We start from the raw sequence: 17,637 nt of genomic DNA on the forward strand, positions 1-17,637 counted from the left end.
TCAGGATAGGTTTAAATGACACAACCCAAGCATATTACGCTGTTCATCCAATGCATTGTGGACGGCATGTACCCGGAAGCCGGAGAGGCCATGGTCACACTTTTCCGGCGTCTGGGATTTACCATGGACTTTCCGGAAGACCAGACCTGCTGCGGTCAGCCCGCCTTTAACTCCGGTTACCGGAAAGAGGCCAGGAAAGCGGCAAAACATTTTATCCGGGTCTTTGAAAATTCCGAAGTCATTGTCTGCCCCTCGGGCTCCTGTGTGGCCATGGTCCGCCACCATTACCCGGAATTGTTCCGGGATGACCCTGTCTGGCTTGAACGGGCCGAAGCCGTGGGAAAAAAGGTCTTTGAACTGACCGAGTTTATCGTGGATATCCTCAATATAGAGGATGTGGGTGGCGCCCATACCGGCAAGGTCACCTACCACGACTCCTGTCATCTGCTCCGGACCCTGGGAATCAAGGAACAGCCAAGGTCCCTGATCCGCAAGATCAAGGGAATCGAGTTCGTGGAGATGAAGAATTCCGACCATTGCTGCGGATTCGGCGGTGCCTTTTCCACGAAATATCCGGACATCTCCACGGCCATGGTGGCGGAAAAGGTGCAGAACATCCTGGATACCGGGGCCGATACCGTTGTGGGATGCGACATGGGCTGCCTCATGAATATCCAGGGATACCTGAACCGGAACAATCATCCGGTGAGGGTGATGCACATTGCCCAGCTGCTGGCCGGTCAGGAGAACTGAACATGACGGAAATCACCACTGAAAAATATATTGAAAGCGCGTCCCAGGCCCTGAAGGATCAGACCCTTCAGTCTGCCCTGGCCAATGTCCAGGGCCGGCTCGGACCCGGAACCGCCGCAGCCTACCGCAACCTTGCCGAAGGCCCCGATCTCCGCCTCAAAGCCCACGAGATCCGGGAACATGCCGTGAACAACCTGGATATCCTGCTGGAAACCCTGGCCGGCAACATCCGCAGCAACGGAGGCAAGGTCTTTTTCGCCCGGACTGCCCGGAATGCCGTGGATTACTGCCTGGATCTGGCCAAGACCTTCAAGGTCAGCCAGGCGGTCAAGGGCAAATCCATGGTCACCGAGGAAATCGGGCTCAATCCCGCCATGGAGGCGGCCGGCATGGAGGTGAACGAAACCGACCTTGGCGAGTACATCATCCAGCTGGCCGGGGAACACCCCTCCCACATCATTGCCCCGGCCATCCACAAGACCCGCCAGCAGGTGGGAAAACTTTTTTCTGAAAAACTGGACATCCCCTACACGGAAAATCCCCCGGAACTGACCCATGCGGCCCGCAAGGCCCTGAGGGAAAAATTTCTGTCCGCAGACATGGGCATCTCCGGCTGCAACCTGGCCTGTGCCGAAACCGGACACATCACCCTGGTCTCCAACGAGGGAAATATTCGAATGTCCACGACCCTGCCCAGGGTCCATGTGGCCGTCATGGGCATGGAACGGGTGGTGGCCAATTTAGAGGACCACGAGATCCTGTTCCGGCTGCTCTCCCGGGGGGCCGCGGCCCAGAAACTGGGGGGCTGCGTCACCTATATCGGCGGGCCGGGCGGACCGGAATTCCCGGACGGCCCGGAAGAGTTCCATCTGATCATCCTGGACAACGGGCGCAGCCGGATACTGGCAGATCCGGAATTCAGGGAGATCCTCTGCTGCATCCGGTGTTCGGCCTGTCTCAACGCCTGCCCGGTCTACGGCAAGATCGGCGGCCATGCTTACGGCTCCACCTATTGCGGCCCCATCGGCGCCGTGCTGACCCCCCTTATGGTCGGCATTAACCGGGCCAAGGACCTCTGCCTGGGCGAATCCCTCTGCGGCGCCTGCCAGCAGGCCTGTTCCGTGAACATCGACCTTCCCCGGATGCTCCGGGAGCTGAGGGCAAGGCTTGCCGACGGAGACCCCGACTGGGACGTCACTCCTGTGAGTCGGACGGAAAAAGGGGTCTACCGGGCATGGGCATTTCTGGTCAATCACCCCGGACTCTACCGCCTCTTTTTGAAACTGGGGGCTCTGGGTCAGAAGATCTTTCCCAAAAACAAGGAGATGATCTCCTCCATGCCCGGTCCGGCAAAGGGCTGGACCCAGACCCGGGACATCCCGCCCATTGCCAAAACCCCTTTCCGGGACCAATGGAAAAAACTCAACTCCAATAAGCGGTGAGAAAGAGCATGCAGACAGACAGCAACCAAGAAGAGTTTATTCAGAATATCCGCAATGCCCTGGGAATATCCCGGGAGAATGCAGAAAAAAGAAAATCTGCTGTTTTTTCGAATCGGACTCCGGTTCCTCCGGATCAGGCCCGCCTTCTTGAGGCCGTTCAATCAAGGAGCCAGGAAGAACAAAAAGATCTTCTCAACCGCCTCATCCAGGAGGGGAAACCCCTGAACCTGAATGTCATCCCGGTAAAGGACGAGGCAGAGGCATCCGCAGCCATTGTCCGGCTGGTGGCCGACACCCGTCCCGAATGGGGGGATCAAAAGAGCCTGGTACAATGGGACCATCCCCTGATCAACTCCCTGGACCTTTCAAAGGCACTGGAAGACCAGGGTGTGCCGGTGCATACGGCCGCCTTTGATACAAACAATAATCAAGACCGGGCCGGGCAGAGAGCGAGGATCCGGGAACGGGTCATCGACGCCTATATCGGGGTGACCTCGGCCGACTTCTGCCTGGCCGACACGGCCACCCTGGTCATGAAATCCCGTCCCGGAGAGGCCCGTTCGGTTTCCCTGGTCCCCTCCATCCACGTGGCTGTCATCCGCCGGGAACAGATCCTTACAGATCTAAAAGATCTTTACGCTCTGCTCAAATGGGATCCGGCCCACACCCCCCTGCCCCACCATATGGTCTTTATTTCAGGGCCCAGCAAAACCGCCGATATCGAACTGGTCATGGTCCACGGCGCCCACGGCCCCCGGGCTCTTTATCTCTATGTGATCACCGGCTGAGCCGGCCCTGGGATCCCCCCAAAGACCATTAAATCAGACAGATCAGGATGCCGGATTGGAATCCACGGTCTTGAAAAATCCAGAGTATAGTCTTAAAGTATATGTTTACAGATGAGAGCAGTCGCTTTCCAGTGTCATGGATATCGTGCAACTGCGATCCGGGATGGGTCTTGTCAGGTATGACAGGTGTTCAAAACGACTGGGACTTTTCCGGGAAATTAATTCAATTCGCCTGATCCTGCAACTCTGACAGCGGCAGACTCCAAAGAAACAGGCGGATTTTTAAAACCGTATTCAAACCAGGTGGGACCAGGATCTGTTTTCAGGGAGGAGAGATCAGGATGAAAAAATATGATGTCGCCATAATCGGTGCCGGAACCGCAGGTCTTACGGCCCGGGCTGAAGTTGCCAAGAAGACCGACAACTACGTGGTCATTGACGGGGGGATTCTGGGCACAACCTGTGCCCGGGTCGGGTGCATGCCGTCAAAGGCGTTAATCGAAGTGGCCAATACATTTCACAAACAGACCCTTTTCGACCGATACGGCATCAGCCGTTCAAAAATGCAGACTCCGGATTACAAACAGGTAATGGCCCATGTCCGGAGTCTCCGGGACCGGTTTTCCGGTGGTGTTATCCGGGGGATGGAAAGCTGGAAGGATCATTTTATCCCCAAAAACGGTCGATTCATTGATTTGCATACCCTTGACCTGGGGGATGAAAAAATCCAGGCGGATAAAATTGTCATTGCCACGGGCTCAAAGCCTTTTATACCGGATGCATGGAAAAAATTCAGCAATTACCTTCTGGATACGGATACTTTTTTCGAGCTTGAGACCCTTCCCGGGAAAATCGCCGTGTTTGGCCTGGGACCCATTGGTATCGAGCTGGGCCAGGCATTGAGCCGGTTAAATATTGACGTGGTGGCCATGATCAGGCGGAATGCCATCGGCGGTCTGACCGATCCTGATCTTCGAACCTATGCCCATCAATGTTTTAGCGATGAACTCAATATACAAATCGGATCATTTGATATTCTGGAAGAAAGCTCCAACCGGCTGAAAATCGAATCTAACGGCAATTCATGGACGGTTGACCGTATTTTATTGGCCATGGGAAGGCGCCCTGTCCTTAAAGATCTCGGCCTTGAGAAACTGGGGGTTCATTTGGATGAAAAAGGCATCCCCATTTTCAATGAAACCACATTGCAGCTGGGAGATTTCCCTGTTTTTATTGCCGGGGATGTGAACGGAACTAGACCGATTCTCCATGAAGCCGCAGATGAAGGAAGAATTGCCGGGTATAATGCCACGGCATCTGACGTCGAATGTTTTGAAAAACGGACGCCTTTGAACATAACCTTCTCCAGCCCCAACATCTGTGTGGCAGGGCAGTCCCATGCAGACCTGAAAAAGAACCGGGTTGAGTTTGTGACCGGAGAAACCGATTATGAGCACCAGGGAAGAGCCATGATCATGGGGCAGAACCGGGGAAAGATCCATATTTACGGTGATAAAAAGGATGGAAGACTACTGGGGACGGAAATGATTGCACCGGCCGGGGAACATATGGCACATCTGCTTGCCTGGGCAATCGCGAACAAAATGCGGGCCCAGGACACCCTGGCCATGCCTTTTTATCATCCGGTTCTTGAAGAGGCACTGAGAACGGCCCTGCGAAGTATTGCCAAGCAATCCCAGATGCCCAAATCCGAATTTGAATTCTCCAGATGCGGGGAGTCCATTGTCAAGTAGATCTATATTTACGTTGACACCCGCACCAAGGATTGATGGAAGCCGGATCTTAGTTTGAACAGGGGAAGAAGTCTGAAGATACCGCCGGAGGAAAATCCATGCTTTTAAAAGGGTATACCCTGGAGATATTCAAATCAAAATGCCAGGCAGATGCCAGGGGGGTCCACTGCTATGCCCATCTTGAACAGGATGTCAGTGAATGCCTGCCCTATCTGAACTCCGTTCTCGGCGGTTTTGAGTTTCTGCTGGATCCGCCGGCAGTCACCTTTAAGGCCCAGGGAAAAATGATCACGGTTCACGGCCAAAAAATTGCAGTCAATGCCTTAAAGGACGAGACTGAAGCCCGGAAAATCGTGGAGTGGCTGAAAAATGAAATCAACCATGCATGGGCCGAAAAAGAGCATATCCAACCCAGCACCATTGGGATGCCAAAACCGGGCATCATTGAAATATTAAAACTTTTGCCAAAGACAAACTGCCGGGAATGCAATGAGCCGACCTGTATGGTTTTTGCCACGAAAGTGGCTGAAGGGGCCAAAGGACCGGACGACTGTCCGAAAATGGAAGAAAAGGAAAATCAAAAACTGACCCAATATATGGGGCAGTTTAACCTGGATCTCTAGGCCGGGATAAATTTATCATAAAAAAGAACAGGATTCATAGACTTTTCAGTGCCCCGGCCCCCTTCAAAAGACTGATACCCCTTGACTCTCCTTGTTTCTTAATGGTATCTACGACTTTAAGTTCTGCCTTCCATCTGTTGAACACTCACAAGGAGGAATAATTATGGAAATACTGGGCATTGATGTGGGTTTCGGGTTCACAAAAGCCTATAACGGGAAAAATTCGGTAATTTTCAAGTCCCTGATCGGCGATGCCACGGATATCCAGTTCCGATCCTCTTTAGGGGAAGATACCTCCACCTCCAGTCTGCACATCAGCCTGGACGGAAAATCCTATTTTCTGGGCAATTATGCCGAACTCCAGTCGAGCATCACCGAATACACCCTGGACCAGGAAAAACTCATTGAAGACTTTGTCAAGATCATGGCCGTCACTGCCGCCGGGATCTGCAGTGATACCGAAGGCCCCCTCAACGTGGTCACGGGCCTGCCCGTGGGATTTTTAAAACGGGATTCCAGACGGTTCAAGGAGGTGATAAAAGGGGTCCATGAGATCTCCTTTCATTCCGCAGACGGGAGCCACACCACCCGCCAGATCCACATCGATAAGATCCATGTCATCCCCCAGCCCATTGGCTCCATTTTCAACCTCATCTTTGATGAATTCGGTAAAATAAAAGACAAAAATCTGGCCCGGCAGAAACTGGGTGTGGTGGACATTGGATTCAAGACAACGGACTTTTCAATCTTTGATCATCTTCAGTATATTGAGAGGGGATCCTCCACCATGGATACGGGCATCTCCAAGTGCTTTTCCGTCATTGCCAACAAGCTGAGACAGGAAAGCGGCGTCAATATCGAACTCTACCGGATATTTAAATTCATTGAATCCGGAATGGTCAAGATCAAAGGCCGGGAGTACAATATCACCAACCTGAAAAAACGGGTGTACACCCATGCCGCATCGGCCATTGCCTCCGACCTGAACCGGCTCTGGGAAAATGACTGGGACATGGACACCATTATACTCTCCGGCGGCGGGAGCATTCCCCTTGCCGAATACCTCTCCCCCCTTGTTGACGGGAACGTCATCCCCATCAAAAAGAACATTGACGCACGGTTCAACAACGTCCAGGGCTATTGTAAATTCGGTCATTACAAATGGGGGGGATCCGTACAGGAATCAAAGCCAAAACCCAGCGAAAAACCGGCTTCCCCAGACTCACCGGACAAAGCCCCCCCCTCCCCGCCCCCTTCTGAGCCGGGGGATTCCCAAAACCGGAACGGACAGGCAAAAGGACTGGCCTGGCTCAGACGCCAGAACAAATCATGATTGGTCCAAGCAGATGAACGAGAAAACCTTACAGACCCTCCTGTCCCGGGTGGCCCAGGGCAGTCTGAGCGTGGAAGACGCACAGGACAAGCTCAAGAACATCTCCTTTGAAGACATTGACTTTGCCTGCATTGACCATCACAGATCCCTTCGCAAGGGATTCCCGGAAGTCATCTTCGGCCAGGGCAAGACCAGTGATCAGATCCTGGGCATCCTGGAAAGAATGGCAGATGAGGACCAGGTTCTGGTGACCCGAATAAACCCGGAAAAGGCCGGAGCCGTCCTCGAGCGGTTCAACCGGGCCGAATACTTTGAAGATGCCCGCCTGCTGAGAATGCGGAACACCAAGCCCGAAATCACGGGGTTCGGAAAAATCCTGATCATATCCGCCGGCACTTCGGATATTCCCGTGGCCAGGGAGGCGGCTTTGACGGCCGAAGCCATGGGAAACGAGGTCCAGACCCTTTATGATGTGGGCGTGGCCGGCATCCACCGCCTCTTTGCCCACAGGCAGACCATTGCCGGGGCCAGTGTCATCATCGTTGCTGCGGGTATGGAAGGGGCCCTGCCCAGCGTGGTGGCCGGCATGGTCAGCGCACCGGTGATTGCCGTTCCCACCAGCATCGGCTACGGCACCAGTTTCAACGGGATGACCGCCCTTCTGGGCATGCTCAACTCCTGCAGCTCCAACATTGCCGTGGTCAACATTGACAATGGATTTGGGGCCGGGTATATGGCATCTTCCATCAATCACGTATCATGTTGATTTTCTGCTTGACTTTTTAAAAATTTATATATAATAAATCTTCTTTAGATAAAGTGAATTATTTATGAATATGAATCTGATTAACATACTACTAGTGCTCATTATCGTGGAGGTGGTCCTTGACACCTCCAGACGACGGGGCTCCTAGTGGCATAAAACGAAAGTTTAATTCAAAAGCCGTTATCAGCCCCCAGGGGGCAGATAACGGCTTTCTTGGTTTATGGAGGCAGGAACATGAGAAGCCACATTGCAACAAAAGGGGTGGCAAGAGCCCCCCACAGGAGTCTGCTCAAGGCCATGGGTTATACGGACAGGGAGATCTCCCAGCCCCTGATCGGTATTGCCAATTCGGCCAACGAACTCATCCCGGGTCATATGCACCTGGACAATATTGTCCGGGCCGTCAAAGCCGGGATTTCCATGGCCGGCGGGACGCCCATGGAGTTTTCCACCATCGGCGTATGCGACGGCATTGCCATGAACCATGCCGGCATGCACTATTCCCTGGCATCCCGGGAGCTCATTGCCGACTCCATCGAGGTTACAGCCATGGCCCATCCCTTTGATGCCATTGTCATGGTGCCCAACTGCGACAAGATTGTGCCCGGGATGCTCATGGCCGCGGCCCGGCTCAACATCCCGGCCATTTTCATCAGCGGCGGCCCCATGCTGGCCGGCAGGCACCCGGATGATAAAAATAAAAAAATCGATCTGATCTCGGTATTTGAGGCCGTGGGCGCAGTCCAGACAAAGAAAATCAGTGAACGGGAAATGGCCCGGATCGAAGATTGTGCCTGTCCCACCTGCGGGTCCTGTGCCGGCATGTTCACGGCCAATTCCATGAACTGCATCACCGAGGCCATCGGCATGGCCCTGCCCGGCAACGGCACCATTCCGGAACCCATGTCCCAGAGGATACGGCTGGCCAAGGAAACCGGGATAAAGATCATGGAACTGCTTGAAAAGGGAATCACCCCGGACAGGATCATGACCCAGAAGGCCTTTATGAACTCCCTGGCCGTGGACATGGCCCTGGGCTGTTCCACCAATACCGTGCTCCATCTCAAGGCCGTTGCCGCCGAAGCCGGCGTCGACATTGATCTGAACCTGATCAACGAGGTCAGCAAAAAAACCCCCCATCTCTGCTCGTTGAGCCCGGGCGGACCCGACCATATCGAAGACCTCAACCATGCCGGCGGTATCCATGCCGTGATGAAGGAGCTTGACAACCACCATATGCTGGATACCGAATGCATCACCGTAACCGGCTCCAGTCTAGGGAAAAACCTGGAAACCGTTGAAATCAAGGACAGGAACGTTATCCGGCCGGTCGAATCTCCCTACCATGCCCAGGGAGGTCTGGCGGTCCTGTTCGGGAATCTGGCCCCGGAAGGATGCGTGGTCAAGCAGTCTGCCGTGGTGGAAGAGATGCTGGTCCACCAGGGACCGGCCCGGGTCTTTGACTCTGAAGAGGCCGCAACCCAGGCCATTCTGGGCGGAGAAATCCAGCCCGGGGATGTCATCGTGATCCGGTATGAAGGCCCGGCCGGCGGGCCCGGGATGCGGGAGATGCTTACCCCCACCTCCACCATTGCCGGCATGGGCCTGGATGCCACCTGCGCCCTGATCACCGACGGAAGATTTTCAGGGGGATCCAGGGGAGCCTCCATCGGCCATGTCTCCCCTGAAGCGGCAGACGGGGGGCTCATTGCCGTGGTTAAAGAAAAAGATGAGATCAAAATCGACATTCCAGGGAAACGCATTGAACTCCTGGTTTCCGAGGATGAGATCTCCAGGCGGTTCAAAGAATGGAAAAAGCCTGAGCCCAAAATCAAGAAAGGGTATATGGCCAGGTACGCCCGGCAGGTAAGTTCAGCCGGCCAGGGCGCAGTTTTTAAATAGCCCGGGAGCCTGGAAACGGATTATTCTGCAAAATAAATTTATTGTTAATGATAACTTTTAACTTCTTTTAGGAGAGAAAGATGAAACTCAACGGGGCGCAAATCCTCATTAAAATGATCAAAGCCCAGGGGGTGGATACCATATTCGGTTATCCGGGAGGGGCCACCATTGATATCTATGACGCACTGGAAAAACAGGATGACATCCGCCATGTCCTGGTCCGCCACGAACAGGCCGCGGTCCATGCAGCAGACGGCTATTCCCGGACCCATGACACCACCGGCGTGGCCCTGGTCACCTCGGGCCCCGGAGCCACCAACACCATCACCGGACTGGCATCGGCCCATTCAGATTCCATTCCCATGGTGGTCTTTACCGGCCAGGTCCCCACGGCCCTCATCGGAAACGACGCCTTCCAGGAAGTCGATATCATGGGCATCACCCGGCCCTGCACCAAGCATAATTACCTGGTAAAGGATCCGGACAAACTGGCCGCCACCATCCAGGAAGCCTTTTTCATTGCCCGGTCCGGCCGGCCCGGCCCGGTTCTTGTGGATCTGCCCAAAAATATCCTCCAGGCGGAGATCGAGTTTCAAATGCCCGGAGAAACCCAGCTGCGCTCCTATAAACCCAATTACAAACCCAATAAAAAACAGCTGGCAAAGGTGGTCTCCATGATCAAAAACGCCAGAAAACCCGTGATTTTCGCCGGCGGCGGGGTGATCTCCTCCGGGGCCTCGGAACAGATCACCCGGCTGGCCCAGATGACCGAGATCCCGGTCACGGGCTCCCTCATGGGCCTCGGGGCATTTCCCGGGTCCCATCCGCTCTGGCTGGGCATGCTGGGCATGCACGGGACCTTCAGGGCCAACATGAGCATCGGTACCTGCGACCTGATCCTGGCCGCCGGGGTAAGGTTTGACGACAGGGTCACGGGCAATATTGAAAAATTTGCCCCCCATGCCAAAATTGCACAGATCGACATCGACCCCACCTCCATCCACAAGAACATCGAAGTCCAGTGCCCCATTGTCGCGGACTGCAAGACCGCTCTTGAGGGAATTCTCCAGCTTCTGGAAAAGGAAGACCCCAAGAATCTGATAAAGGAGAGAAAAGCCTGGCTGGACCAGATTGAAGAATGGAAACAGACCACCCCCCTTAAATATGAGCAGGAAGACAAGGTCATCAAGCCCCAGTTTGTGGTGGAAAAATTATATGAGGTCACCAAAGGGGAGGCCATTATCTCCACCGAGGTGGGACAGAACCAGATGTGGGCGGCCCAGTTTTATCACTTTGACCGGCCCAACCATTTTCTCACCTCCGGAGGACTGGGGGTCATGGGATTCGGCCTGCCCGCAGCCATCGGCGCCAAGGCGGCATGTCCGGACAAAACAGTGGTGGACATCGCCGGCGACGGCTCCATTCAGATGAATATCCAGGAACTCATGACCGCCATTGAATCCGGTCTGGATGTGAAGATCGTCATCTTAAACAACCGGTTTCTGGGAATGGTCCGGCAGTGGCAGGAGATCTTTTATGAAAAGGTCTATGCCTCCACTCCCCTGGAAAACTCCCCCGACTTTGTCAAACTGGCCGAGGCATACGGTGCCAAGGGATTCAGATGTGATGATCCTGCCCGGGTTCAAGAGACCCTGGCCCTGGGAATCGACACCCCGGGTACGGTGATCATGGAGTTCATCGTTGACCGGGAAGAGTCGGTCTATCCCATGGTACCTGCCGGAGGGGCCCTTACGGAAATGCTGCTGGTGTAAATGCGCAGTAAGATTTGAGAAATCACAGCCTTTTGATTATAAGGAAATCATAAATGGAAACAAACAGATATATACTCTCGATCCTGGTGGACAACGAACCCGGGGTGCTCTCCAGGATCGCCGGTCTCTTTTCGGGTAGGGGATTCAACATCGACTCCCTGAGCGTGGCCTCCACCCTTGATCCCGAGGTCTCCCGGATCACCATGGTTACAAACTGCGATGCCCACATCATCGAACAGATTAAAAAGCAGCTCCACAAACTTATCAACGTCATCACGGTCACGGACCTGACCGAGACCAACTACGTGGAAAGGGAGCTGGCACTGGTCAAGGTCCATGCCAAACCGGATAAGCGGGCGGAAATCCTGAGGATCGTGGATATATTCCGAAGCAAGATCGTGGATGTGGGCCACAACCACTACACCATAGAGATCTCCGGCGACAAGGGAAAGCACGAGGCCTTTATCTCCCTGATAAAGCCCATGGGCATCATTGAAGTGGCCAGTACAGGCTCCATTGCCCTGGCAAGGGAAAAGGTGAAATAATAAAGGGGGGGACATGGAAAAAACAATTCTTTACGACACCACCCTCAGGGACGGCATGCAGGGAGAGAATATCTTCTTCTCCCCGGAAGACAAGCTCAAAATTGCCCGGCGCCTGGATGATGCCGGCATCCATTACATTGAAGGGGGATGGCCCGGTTCCAACCCCGGGGCCCAGCATTTTTTTGAGCTGGCCCGGCAGGAGAGCTTTACCCACGCCAGGATAGCTGCATTTGGTTCCACACGGAGGCCCGGCCACACCTGTGACCAGGATGCCAACCTTGACGCCCTGATCCGTTCCCAAGCCCCGGTCATTACCATCTTCGGCAAATCCTGGGACCTGCATGTCATGGAGATCATGAACAATACCCGGGAAGAAAACCTGGCCATGATCTCCCAGTCCGTTGACTATCTTCTGAAACATGACCGGGAGGTGATCTACGACGCAGAGCATTTTTTCGACGGGTATAAATCCGATGCGGATTTCACCATGCAGACCCTGGAGGCCGCGGTTGAGGGAGGCACGCGCACCCTGGTCCTCTGCGATACCAACGGCGGGTCCATGCCCTGTGAAATCGAGACCATCACCCGGGAGGTAAAGGAGCATTTCAAAGAAACCCAGGGGATCTGCATTGGCATCCACACCCACAACGACTGCGCCATGGCCGTTGCCAATGCCGTCACCGCGGTCCATGCCGGGGCGTCCATGGTCCAGGGCACCATTAACGGATACGGGGAAAGATGCGGCAATGCCGACCTGACCGCCATCATCCCCATCCTTGCCCTTAAGATGAACCGGGACTGCATGGACAAAAAAAACCTGGCCAAACTGCAGAACCTGTCCCGGTTCGTCTCTGAAACCGCCAATATGCCGCCGGTAAGCACCCGGCCCTTTGTGGGAAAATCAGCCTTTGCCCACAAGGGTGGTGTCCACGTGTCCGCGGTAATGAAAAACTCCAGGGCCTATGAGCATATCCGGCCGGAGCTGGTGGGAAATGTCAGAAGGGTTCTGGTATCCGAGCAGTCGGGCAAGAGCAATATCCAGTATAAGGCCAGGGAGCTGGGTGTGAATATCGGAGATGACGATATTACCCACCGCCAGATCGTTGCCACCATCAAGGAGCTGGAGGATGACGGTTTTGAATTTGACGCGGCTGAAGGTTCCCTGAAACTGATCATGGAAAAGATTACCGAGCAGTATAAATCCTATTTTGATCTGGAATCCTTTCGGGTGGTGGTGGAAAAGGACAAGGAAAAGCCGTGCTATTCCCATGCCATGATCAAGATCCGGGTGGGGGATGAGACAGAGATCACCTCGGCCGAGGGGGACGGACCGGTTTCGGCCCTGGATAACGCCCTGAGAAAGGCCCTGAGCACCATCTATCCCCAGATCGAGGACATGCGCCTGGTGGACTTCAAGGTCCGGGTCATTGACGGGTCCGACGGCACAGATGCCAAGGTCAGGGTCCTCATAGAATCCAGGGACATCCAGAATATCTTTTCCACCATCGGGGTGTCCGAAGATATCATCGAAGCCAGCTGGCAGGCCCTTGTCGACAGTTTTCAGTACAAGCTTTCCCTGGATGACAGGGCAACCAACGGGAACAAGGGAAATTAAGATTTTAGGATGAAGATTTTAGATTCGGGGAAAGCCGAGCTTTTCTCAAATTCTCAGAAAAGAATGGCCGGTTCCAGATGCCGGATAGGATTCATAACAGAATACAAAGGGCAAAAAAAATGAATGATCACAGAAGGATTATCGTATTTGACACCACATTGAGGGATGGGGAGCAGTCCCCGGGGGCCAGCATGAACCAGGCGGAAAAACTCCGCGTCGCCACCCAGCTGGAAACCCTGGGAGTGGATGTCATTGAGGCGGGATTTCCGGCCGCATCCCCGGGGGATTACGAGGCGGTCAAGGCCATTGCAGATACCCTGAAAAAATGCCAGGTGGCGGCCCTGTGCCGGGCCGCCAAGAATGACATTCTCAGGGGGTGGGATGCCATAAAGAATGCAGCCCATCCAAGGATCCATACCTTTATCGCCACTTCTGAACTTCACATGAAATACAAACTTCAGATGGAGCCGGCCGATGTTCTGAAACAGGCCGTGGAATCGGTCCGTTTGGCCAAAACCCTGACCGATAACGTGGAATTCTCCGCCGAAGACGGGTCCCGATCCGACCCGGACTTCTTATGCACCGTGTTCGAATCCGTGATCGAGGCCGGAGCCACCACCATCAACCTGCCCGATACCGTGGGATATGCCATTCCCGAGGAGTTCGGCAATCTGGTCAAATACGTCATGGAAAACACTTCCAATATCGACCAGGCGATCCTAAGCGTCCACTGCCACAACGACCTGGGGCTTGCCACAGCCAACACCCTGGCTGCCGTTAAAAACGGAGCCCGCCAGGTGGAGGTAACCGTCAACGGAATCGGCGAGCGGGCCGGCAACACCTCCATGGAGGAGGTGGTCATGACCCTGAACACCCGGCCCAATTTCTTTCCCCAGACCACGGGGATCGACACCACCAAGATCTATCCTTTAAGCCGGCTGGTCAGCATGATCACCGGGATTCTGGTCCAGCCCAACCGGGCCATTGTGGGAGCCAATGCCTTTGCCCATGAGGCAGGCATCCACCAGGACGGGGTCTTGAAAAACCCCATGACCTACGAGATCATGAAACCCGAAACCGTGGGGATCTCCACCAACAGTCTGGTTTTGGGCAAACATTCCGGCCGCCATGCCCTGAAGGCCCATATCCAGGAGATGGGCTATGAACTCTCCGAGGATGAAGTCAATCTTGTATTTAAAAAATTCAAAACCCTGGCAGATAAGAAAAAACGGATTCAGGACGAGGATATCGAGGCCCTGATCAACGAAGGCGTGCTGAGAAGTTCCGAGGTGTTCACCCTGGAGTATATCCACGTCCTGAGCGGGAATACCGTATTTCCCACGGCCAGTGTCCAGCTCATGATCAACGGCCGCCCGGTCCAGGGGTCCCTGGAGGGCACAGGCCCCATTGATGCGGTCTACAATGTAATTTCCAAACTCACGGACACCAAGTCGGAACTGCTCAGGTTCACCATTTCCGCCCTGACCGAAGGGACCGATGCCCAGGGAGAGGTCACGGTAAGGCTCAAGGAAGACGGAATCGTGGCCCTGGGCAAGGGATCTGATTCTGATATCATCACGGCCAGTGCCCTGGCCTATATCAACGGGCTCAACCGCCTGGAATACCTTAAGGCCCATCCTCCCAAGGAAGAGCGGCTGGTCTAGCCTATAATCGATCAGGGGACGGAAAACCGTCCCCTGGATAATTTATTGATCCAGAACCTCTTTCAGGATTCGGGAAAGAACATGAATCCTGACGGGCTTCATCATCAGGGCGGATACGTTCAGGTCCCGGGCGGTTTTTCCCTGAATGGTATCGTTATAGCCTGTACAGATGATCACGGGTTTACCAGGGTCTGTTTTTATAATCTCCTGGGCCAGGACCTTTCCGGACATCCTGGGCATGGTCATATCGGTGATGACAAGGTCAAAGCCGTCCGGATCCTTTTTAAACATCTCCAGGGCCCTGACCGGATCGGACACATCTGTGACATGATACCCGAGATAATGGAGCATCTTTCCCATCATATTCAGGAGCATGGGGTCATCGTCCACGTTTAATACTCTTTCCAGATTCCCGGTTTCCAGGGGCATGGTTTGGTCTTCCGGATCTTCCGGCGCTTTGTCCACCAGGGGGAAGTAGATTTCAAAGGTGGTCCCCCTGCCCCGGCGGCTGTTGACCGTAACAAACCCCTTATGATTTTTCACAATTCCGTAAACCACTGCCAGACCGATACCCGAACCCTTTCCAAAATCCTTTGTTGTAAAATAGGGTTCAAAGATCCGGTCCAGAATCCCAGGCTCTATCCCTGCACCGGAGTCTGAAATGGCAATCTTTACATAGGTTCCCGGATTGAGATCCGGAAGGTCCCGGATCTGTTCCCGGACGACCTCCACCGGAATACAGGAAAAAATGATTCTTCCCGTCTGATCGATCATGGACTGGGCCGCATTGGAGCCCAGGTTTAAAAACACCTGGTTGACCTGGACCGGGTCCGCCATGATCACGGCAGATTCGGCCGAACATTCATTTTTAATCTCAATGGTTGCCGGCATGGTGGATTTCATCAGTCCCACAGCCTCTTCCAGCACCCGGCCCACCCTCACCGGCCTCAGATCCGCGGCATTGTTTTTCCCAAAGCTGAGAAGCTGTCCGACAATACCTGCGGCCCGGTTGGCGGCGGTCTTAATGGTTTCAAGATCGAGGCGGATGGAGTCTGACGAAGATAATTTTTCCAGACCCAGATCTGCATTCCCGATGATGATCCCCAGGATATTGTTAAAATCGTGGGCGATCCCTCCGGTAAGGGTTCCGATGGACTCCATCCGGCGGGCCTGCATGAGCCTCTCTTCCAATTGCCGGTTCTTCTCCTGTTCTTTCTTGAGCAGCAGGATCTGGGAAATCAGGCTGGAAAAGATTTCCAGGGGGCGGACGGTTTCACGGGTGGGTTTTCCACCGGATTTGGATTCATCAACGGAAATGACGCCGATGAATTCCCCATTCTCATTGATCATTTTCACAAACAAATTATCTTCCGGATGCCAGCCCCCCCCCTTTTCCGGTTCAGGCCCTGAACCGTAAACGGTTGCCTCCTGCTTGAGGATATCTTTCATGACATGGGGGATATAATAGCTTTGCCGTCCGATCTTATGCCCTTGTTCGAACACGTGATCGTATTGGCCGGCCGGCATTTCAACCCCCCTGAGCCGCTGGATGACCTCGGCATCCAGGCCGGCATACCCGATAATATCCCTGAAGGGGTGGGTGGACTTGAACAGGGAGATGATCACCCGGTTATAGTCCGAGTATTTAACGATGGCATGGGATACGGTCCTGAAGAATTCTTTTTCGTCCCGGATGGTCAGCATGGAAGCCGCGGCCAGGCTGAACTGTTCGGTCTGGTCCGACAGAATTGAAATCTGTCTTTCGCCCTGCTCCAGCCGGTCAATGGAATTCTGAAGCTCCTTATTCCTCCGGACCAGTTCATCGGTTCTTTCCCGAACCTTGTTTTCCAGCTGCTTTCTGGAGATTTCAAGGGCCCGGGCCGAGAACTCCACCTCTTTGTACACCCGAATATACTTCATGGTTGCGATGCCGACGATGGCGGCAAACATACCGAGAAATCCGTAAATATTGAGATATTGGACCGACTCAAACCCAAAGGCGCAGAAGAGATCATGGACGCAGAGGATAATCAGAAAACCTGCCCCTCCCATGAAAAGGGTGCCTTCTTTTCCGGCTTCCTGCTTGTTTTTATACCACAGGCTTAATATATAAATTCCAAAACAGATCAGATAGACCATCAGGGCCTTGCCCGCCAGGGTCAGGGGCAATTCCACAAGGGGGCTGGAAAGCCATAAAAAATGGCGATATATGAATTCTGATTTTATTATCAGGCCCGGCCACCAGATCATCAGGGCCAGGACGGCATGGATGATCAGGATCTTCCGGGCGCCTGCCCGGGTCCTGATCCCCAGGAAATGGACGGTGAACTCATAGCAGGCATGGGCCAGCAGGACAAAGTCCAAGACCTGGATATGCTCCAAAACCCGGTTAAAGGGAGTGGCATTCAGATGATATTGAAAAAAAATGGAGAGCCCGTGCTGGAAAACAACATAGGAAAGAACGCTTCCCCAGATGTTCCAGGGCTGATTTCTGATCGTAAGGGATAATACCAGGTGAAAACATCCGGGAAACAGGGCAATGGCGGCAACCACCAGCGCACCGATGGACGACGGAAGAATATTGGACATCATGGAGCAATGAACCAGAATTTAATAATCGTAATCATATCGTTGTTGCTGGAGGATACGGTCAATCTCTTGGAAAGTCAATCCGGAAAAG

13 protein-coding genes are annotated in these 17,637 nt (G+C 53.9%); 12 read left to right on the forward strand and 1 reads right to left on the reverse strand.

Annotated features, from left to right (window positions below; genetic code table 11):
- Positions 1-15 precede the first annotated feature (15 nt).
- From F608_RS0100520 to F608_RS0100580, 12 genes are all read left to right on the forward strand, one after another.
- Positions 16-753, forward strand: coding sequence for a (Fe-S)-binding protein (locus F608_RS0100520; protein WP_022663658.1), 738 nt, complete (start codon positions 16-18; stop codon positions 751-753).
- 2 nt (positions 754-755) lie between these two features.
- Positions 756-2,195 carry a LutB/LldF family L-lactate oxidation iron-sulfur protein gene (locus tag F608_RS0100525; RefSeq protein WP_022663659.1) on the forward strand — a complete coding sequence of 480 codons (1,440 nt, stop codon included), beginning with the start codon at positions 756-758 and terminating at the stop codon, positions 2,193-2,195.
- An 8-nt stretch (positions 2,196-2,203) separates the two neighbouring features.
- Positions 2,204-2,983, forward strand: coding sequence for a LutC/YkgG family protein (locus tag F608_RS0100530; RefSeq protein ID WP_022663660.1), 780 nt, complete (start codon positions 2,204-2,206; stop codon positions 2,981-2,983).
- Between the two features lie 341 nt (positions 2,984-3,324).
- A complete protein-coding gene (locus F608_RS0100535) occupies positions 3,325-4,737 on the forward strand; it encodes a dihydrolipoyl dehydrogenase (RefSeq protein ID WP_022663661.1) in 1,413 nt (470 codons plus the stop codon).
- Between the two features lie 98 nt (positions 4,738-4,835).
- Positions 4,836-5,360 (forward strand): (Fe-S)-binding protein, encoded by a 525-nt coding sequence (locus F608_RS0100540; RefSeq protein ID WP_022663662.1) that lies wholly within the window; start codon positions 4,836-4,838, stop codon positions 5,358-5,360.
- A gap of 163 nt (positions 5,361-5,523) precedes the next feature.
- The gene (locus tag F608_RS0100545; RefSeq protein WP_022663663.1) at positions 5,524-6,693 is read left to right on the forward strand and encodes a ParM/StbA family protein; all 1,170 of its coding nucleotides are present in this window, start codon (positions 5,524-5,526) and stop codon (positions 6,691-6,693) included.
- Between the two features lie 13 nt (positions 6,694-6,706).
- Positions 6,707-7,459 (forward strand): nickel pincer cofactor biosynthesis protein LarB, encoded by a 753-nt coding sequence (larB, locus tag F608_RS0100550; RefSeq protein ID WP_022663664.1) that lies wholly within the window; start codon positions 6,707-6,709, stop codon positions 7,457-7,459.
- A gap of 234 nt (positions 7,460-7,693) precedes the next feature.
- On the forward strand, positions 7,694-9,361 hold the full coding sequence (ilvD, locus tag F608_RS0100555; protein WP_022663665.1) for a dihydroxy-acid dehydratase: 1,668 nt from the start codon (positions 7,694-7,696) through the stop codon (positions 9,359-9,361).
- An 80-nt stretch (positions 9,362-9,441) separates the two neighbouring features.
- Positions 9,442-11,133, forward strand: a complete 1,692-nt coding sequence (ilvB, locus tag F608_RS0100560; protein ID WP_022663666.1) for a biosynthetic-type acetolactate synthase large subunit — start codon at positions 9,442-9,444, stop codon at positions 11,131-11,133.
- Positions 11,134-11,186: 53 nt separating this feature from the next.
- Positions 11,187-11,678, forward strand: coding sequence for an acetolactate synthase small subunit (gene ilvN, locus F608_RS0100565; protein WP_022663667.1), 492 nt, complete (start codon positions 11,187-11,189; stop codon positions 11,676-11,678).
- A 13-nt stretch (positions 11,679-11,691) separates the two neighbouring features.
- Positions 11,692-13,293, forward strand: a complete 1,602-nt coding sequence (gene cimA, locus F608_RS0100570; RefSeq protein ID WP_022663668.1) for a citramalate synthase — start codon at positions 11,692-11,694, stop codon at positions 13,291-13,293.
- Between the two features lie 119 nt (positions 13,294-13,412).
- Positions 13,413-14,957, forward strand: a complete 1,545-nt coding sequence (locus F608_RS0100580; RefSeq protein ID WP_022663670.1) for a 2-isopropylmalate synthase — start codon at positions 13,413-13,415, stop codon at positions 14,955-14,957.
- Between the two features lie 42 nt (positions 14,958-14,999).
- On the opposite strand, the gene F608_RS34275 is transcribed toward F608_RS0100580, so the two are convergent.
- Positions 15,000-17,549, reverse strand: coding sequence for an ATP-binding protein (locus F608_RS34275; protein WP_022663671.1), 2,550 nt, complete (start codon positions 17,547-17,549; stop codon positions 15,000-15,002).
- Positions 17,550-17,637 lie beyond the last annotated feature (88 nt).

Source organism: Desulfospira joergensenii DSM 10085, assembly GCF_000420085.1.
Taxonomy (GTDB): Bacteria; Desulfobacterota; Desulfobacteria; order Desulfobacterales; family Desulfobacteraceae; genus Desulfospira; species Desulfospira joergensenii.

What these genes read in the sequence shown, in the direction of transcription:
- F608_RS0100520 (WP_022663658.1), top strand. Translation starts at nt 16, where the DNA reads ATGACACAACCCAAGCATATTACGCTGTTCATCCAATGCATTGTGGAC.
- F608_RS0100525 (WP_022663659.1), top strand. Translation starts at nt 756, where the DNA reads ATGACGGAAATCACCACTGAAAAATATATTGAAAGCGCGTCCCAGGCC.
- F608_RS0100530 (WP_022663660.1), top strand. Translation starts at nt 2,204, where the DNA reads ATGCAGACAGACAGCAACCAAGAAGAGTTTATTCAGAATATCCGCAAT.
- F608_RS0100535 (WP_022663661.1), top strand. Translation starts at nt 3,325, where the DNA reads ATGAAAAAATATGATGTCGCCATAATCGGTGCCGGAACCGCAGGTCTT.
- F608_RS0100540 (WP_022663662.1), top strand. Translation starts at nt 4,836, where the DNA reads ATGCTTTTAAAAGGGTATACCCTGGAGATATTCAAATCAAAATGCCAG.
- F608_RS0100545 (WP_022663663.1), top strand. Translation starts at nt 5,524, where the DNA reads ATGGAAATACTGGGCATTGATGTGGGTTTCGGGTTCACAAAAGCCTAT.
- larB (WP_022663664.1), top strand. Translation starts at nt 6,707, where the DNA reads ATGAACGAGAAAACCTTACAGACCCTCCTGTCCCGGGTGGCCCAGGGC.
- ilvD (WP_022663665.1), top strand. Translation starts at nt 7,694, where the DNA reads ATGAGAAGCCACATTGCAACAAAAGGGGTGGCAAGAGCCCCCCACAGG.
- ilvB (WP_022663666.1), top strand. Translation starts at nt 9,442, where the DNA reads ATGAAACTCAACGGGGCGCAAATCCTCATTAAAATGATCAAAGCCCAG.
- ilvN (WP_022663667.1), top strand. Translation starts at nt 11,187, where the DNA reads ATGGAAACAAACAGATATATACTCTCGATCCTGGTGGACAACGAACCC.
- cimA (WP_022663668.1), top strand. Translation starts at nt 11,692, where the DNA reads ATGGAAAAAACAATTCTTTACGACACCACCCTCAGGGACGGCATGCAG.
- F608_RS0100580 (WP_022663670.1), top strand. Translation starts at nt 13,413, where the DNA reads ATGAATGATCACAGAAGGATTATCGTATTTGACACCACATTGAGGGAT.
- F608_RS34275 (WP_022663671.1), bottom strand. Translation starts at nt 17,549, where the DNA reads ATGATGTCCAATATTCTTCCGTCGTCCATCGGTGCGCTGGTGGTTGCC.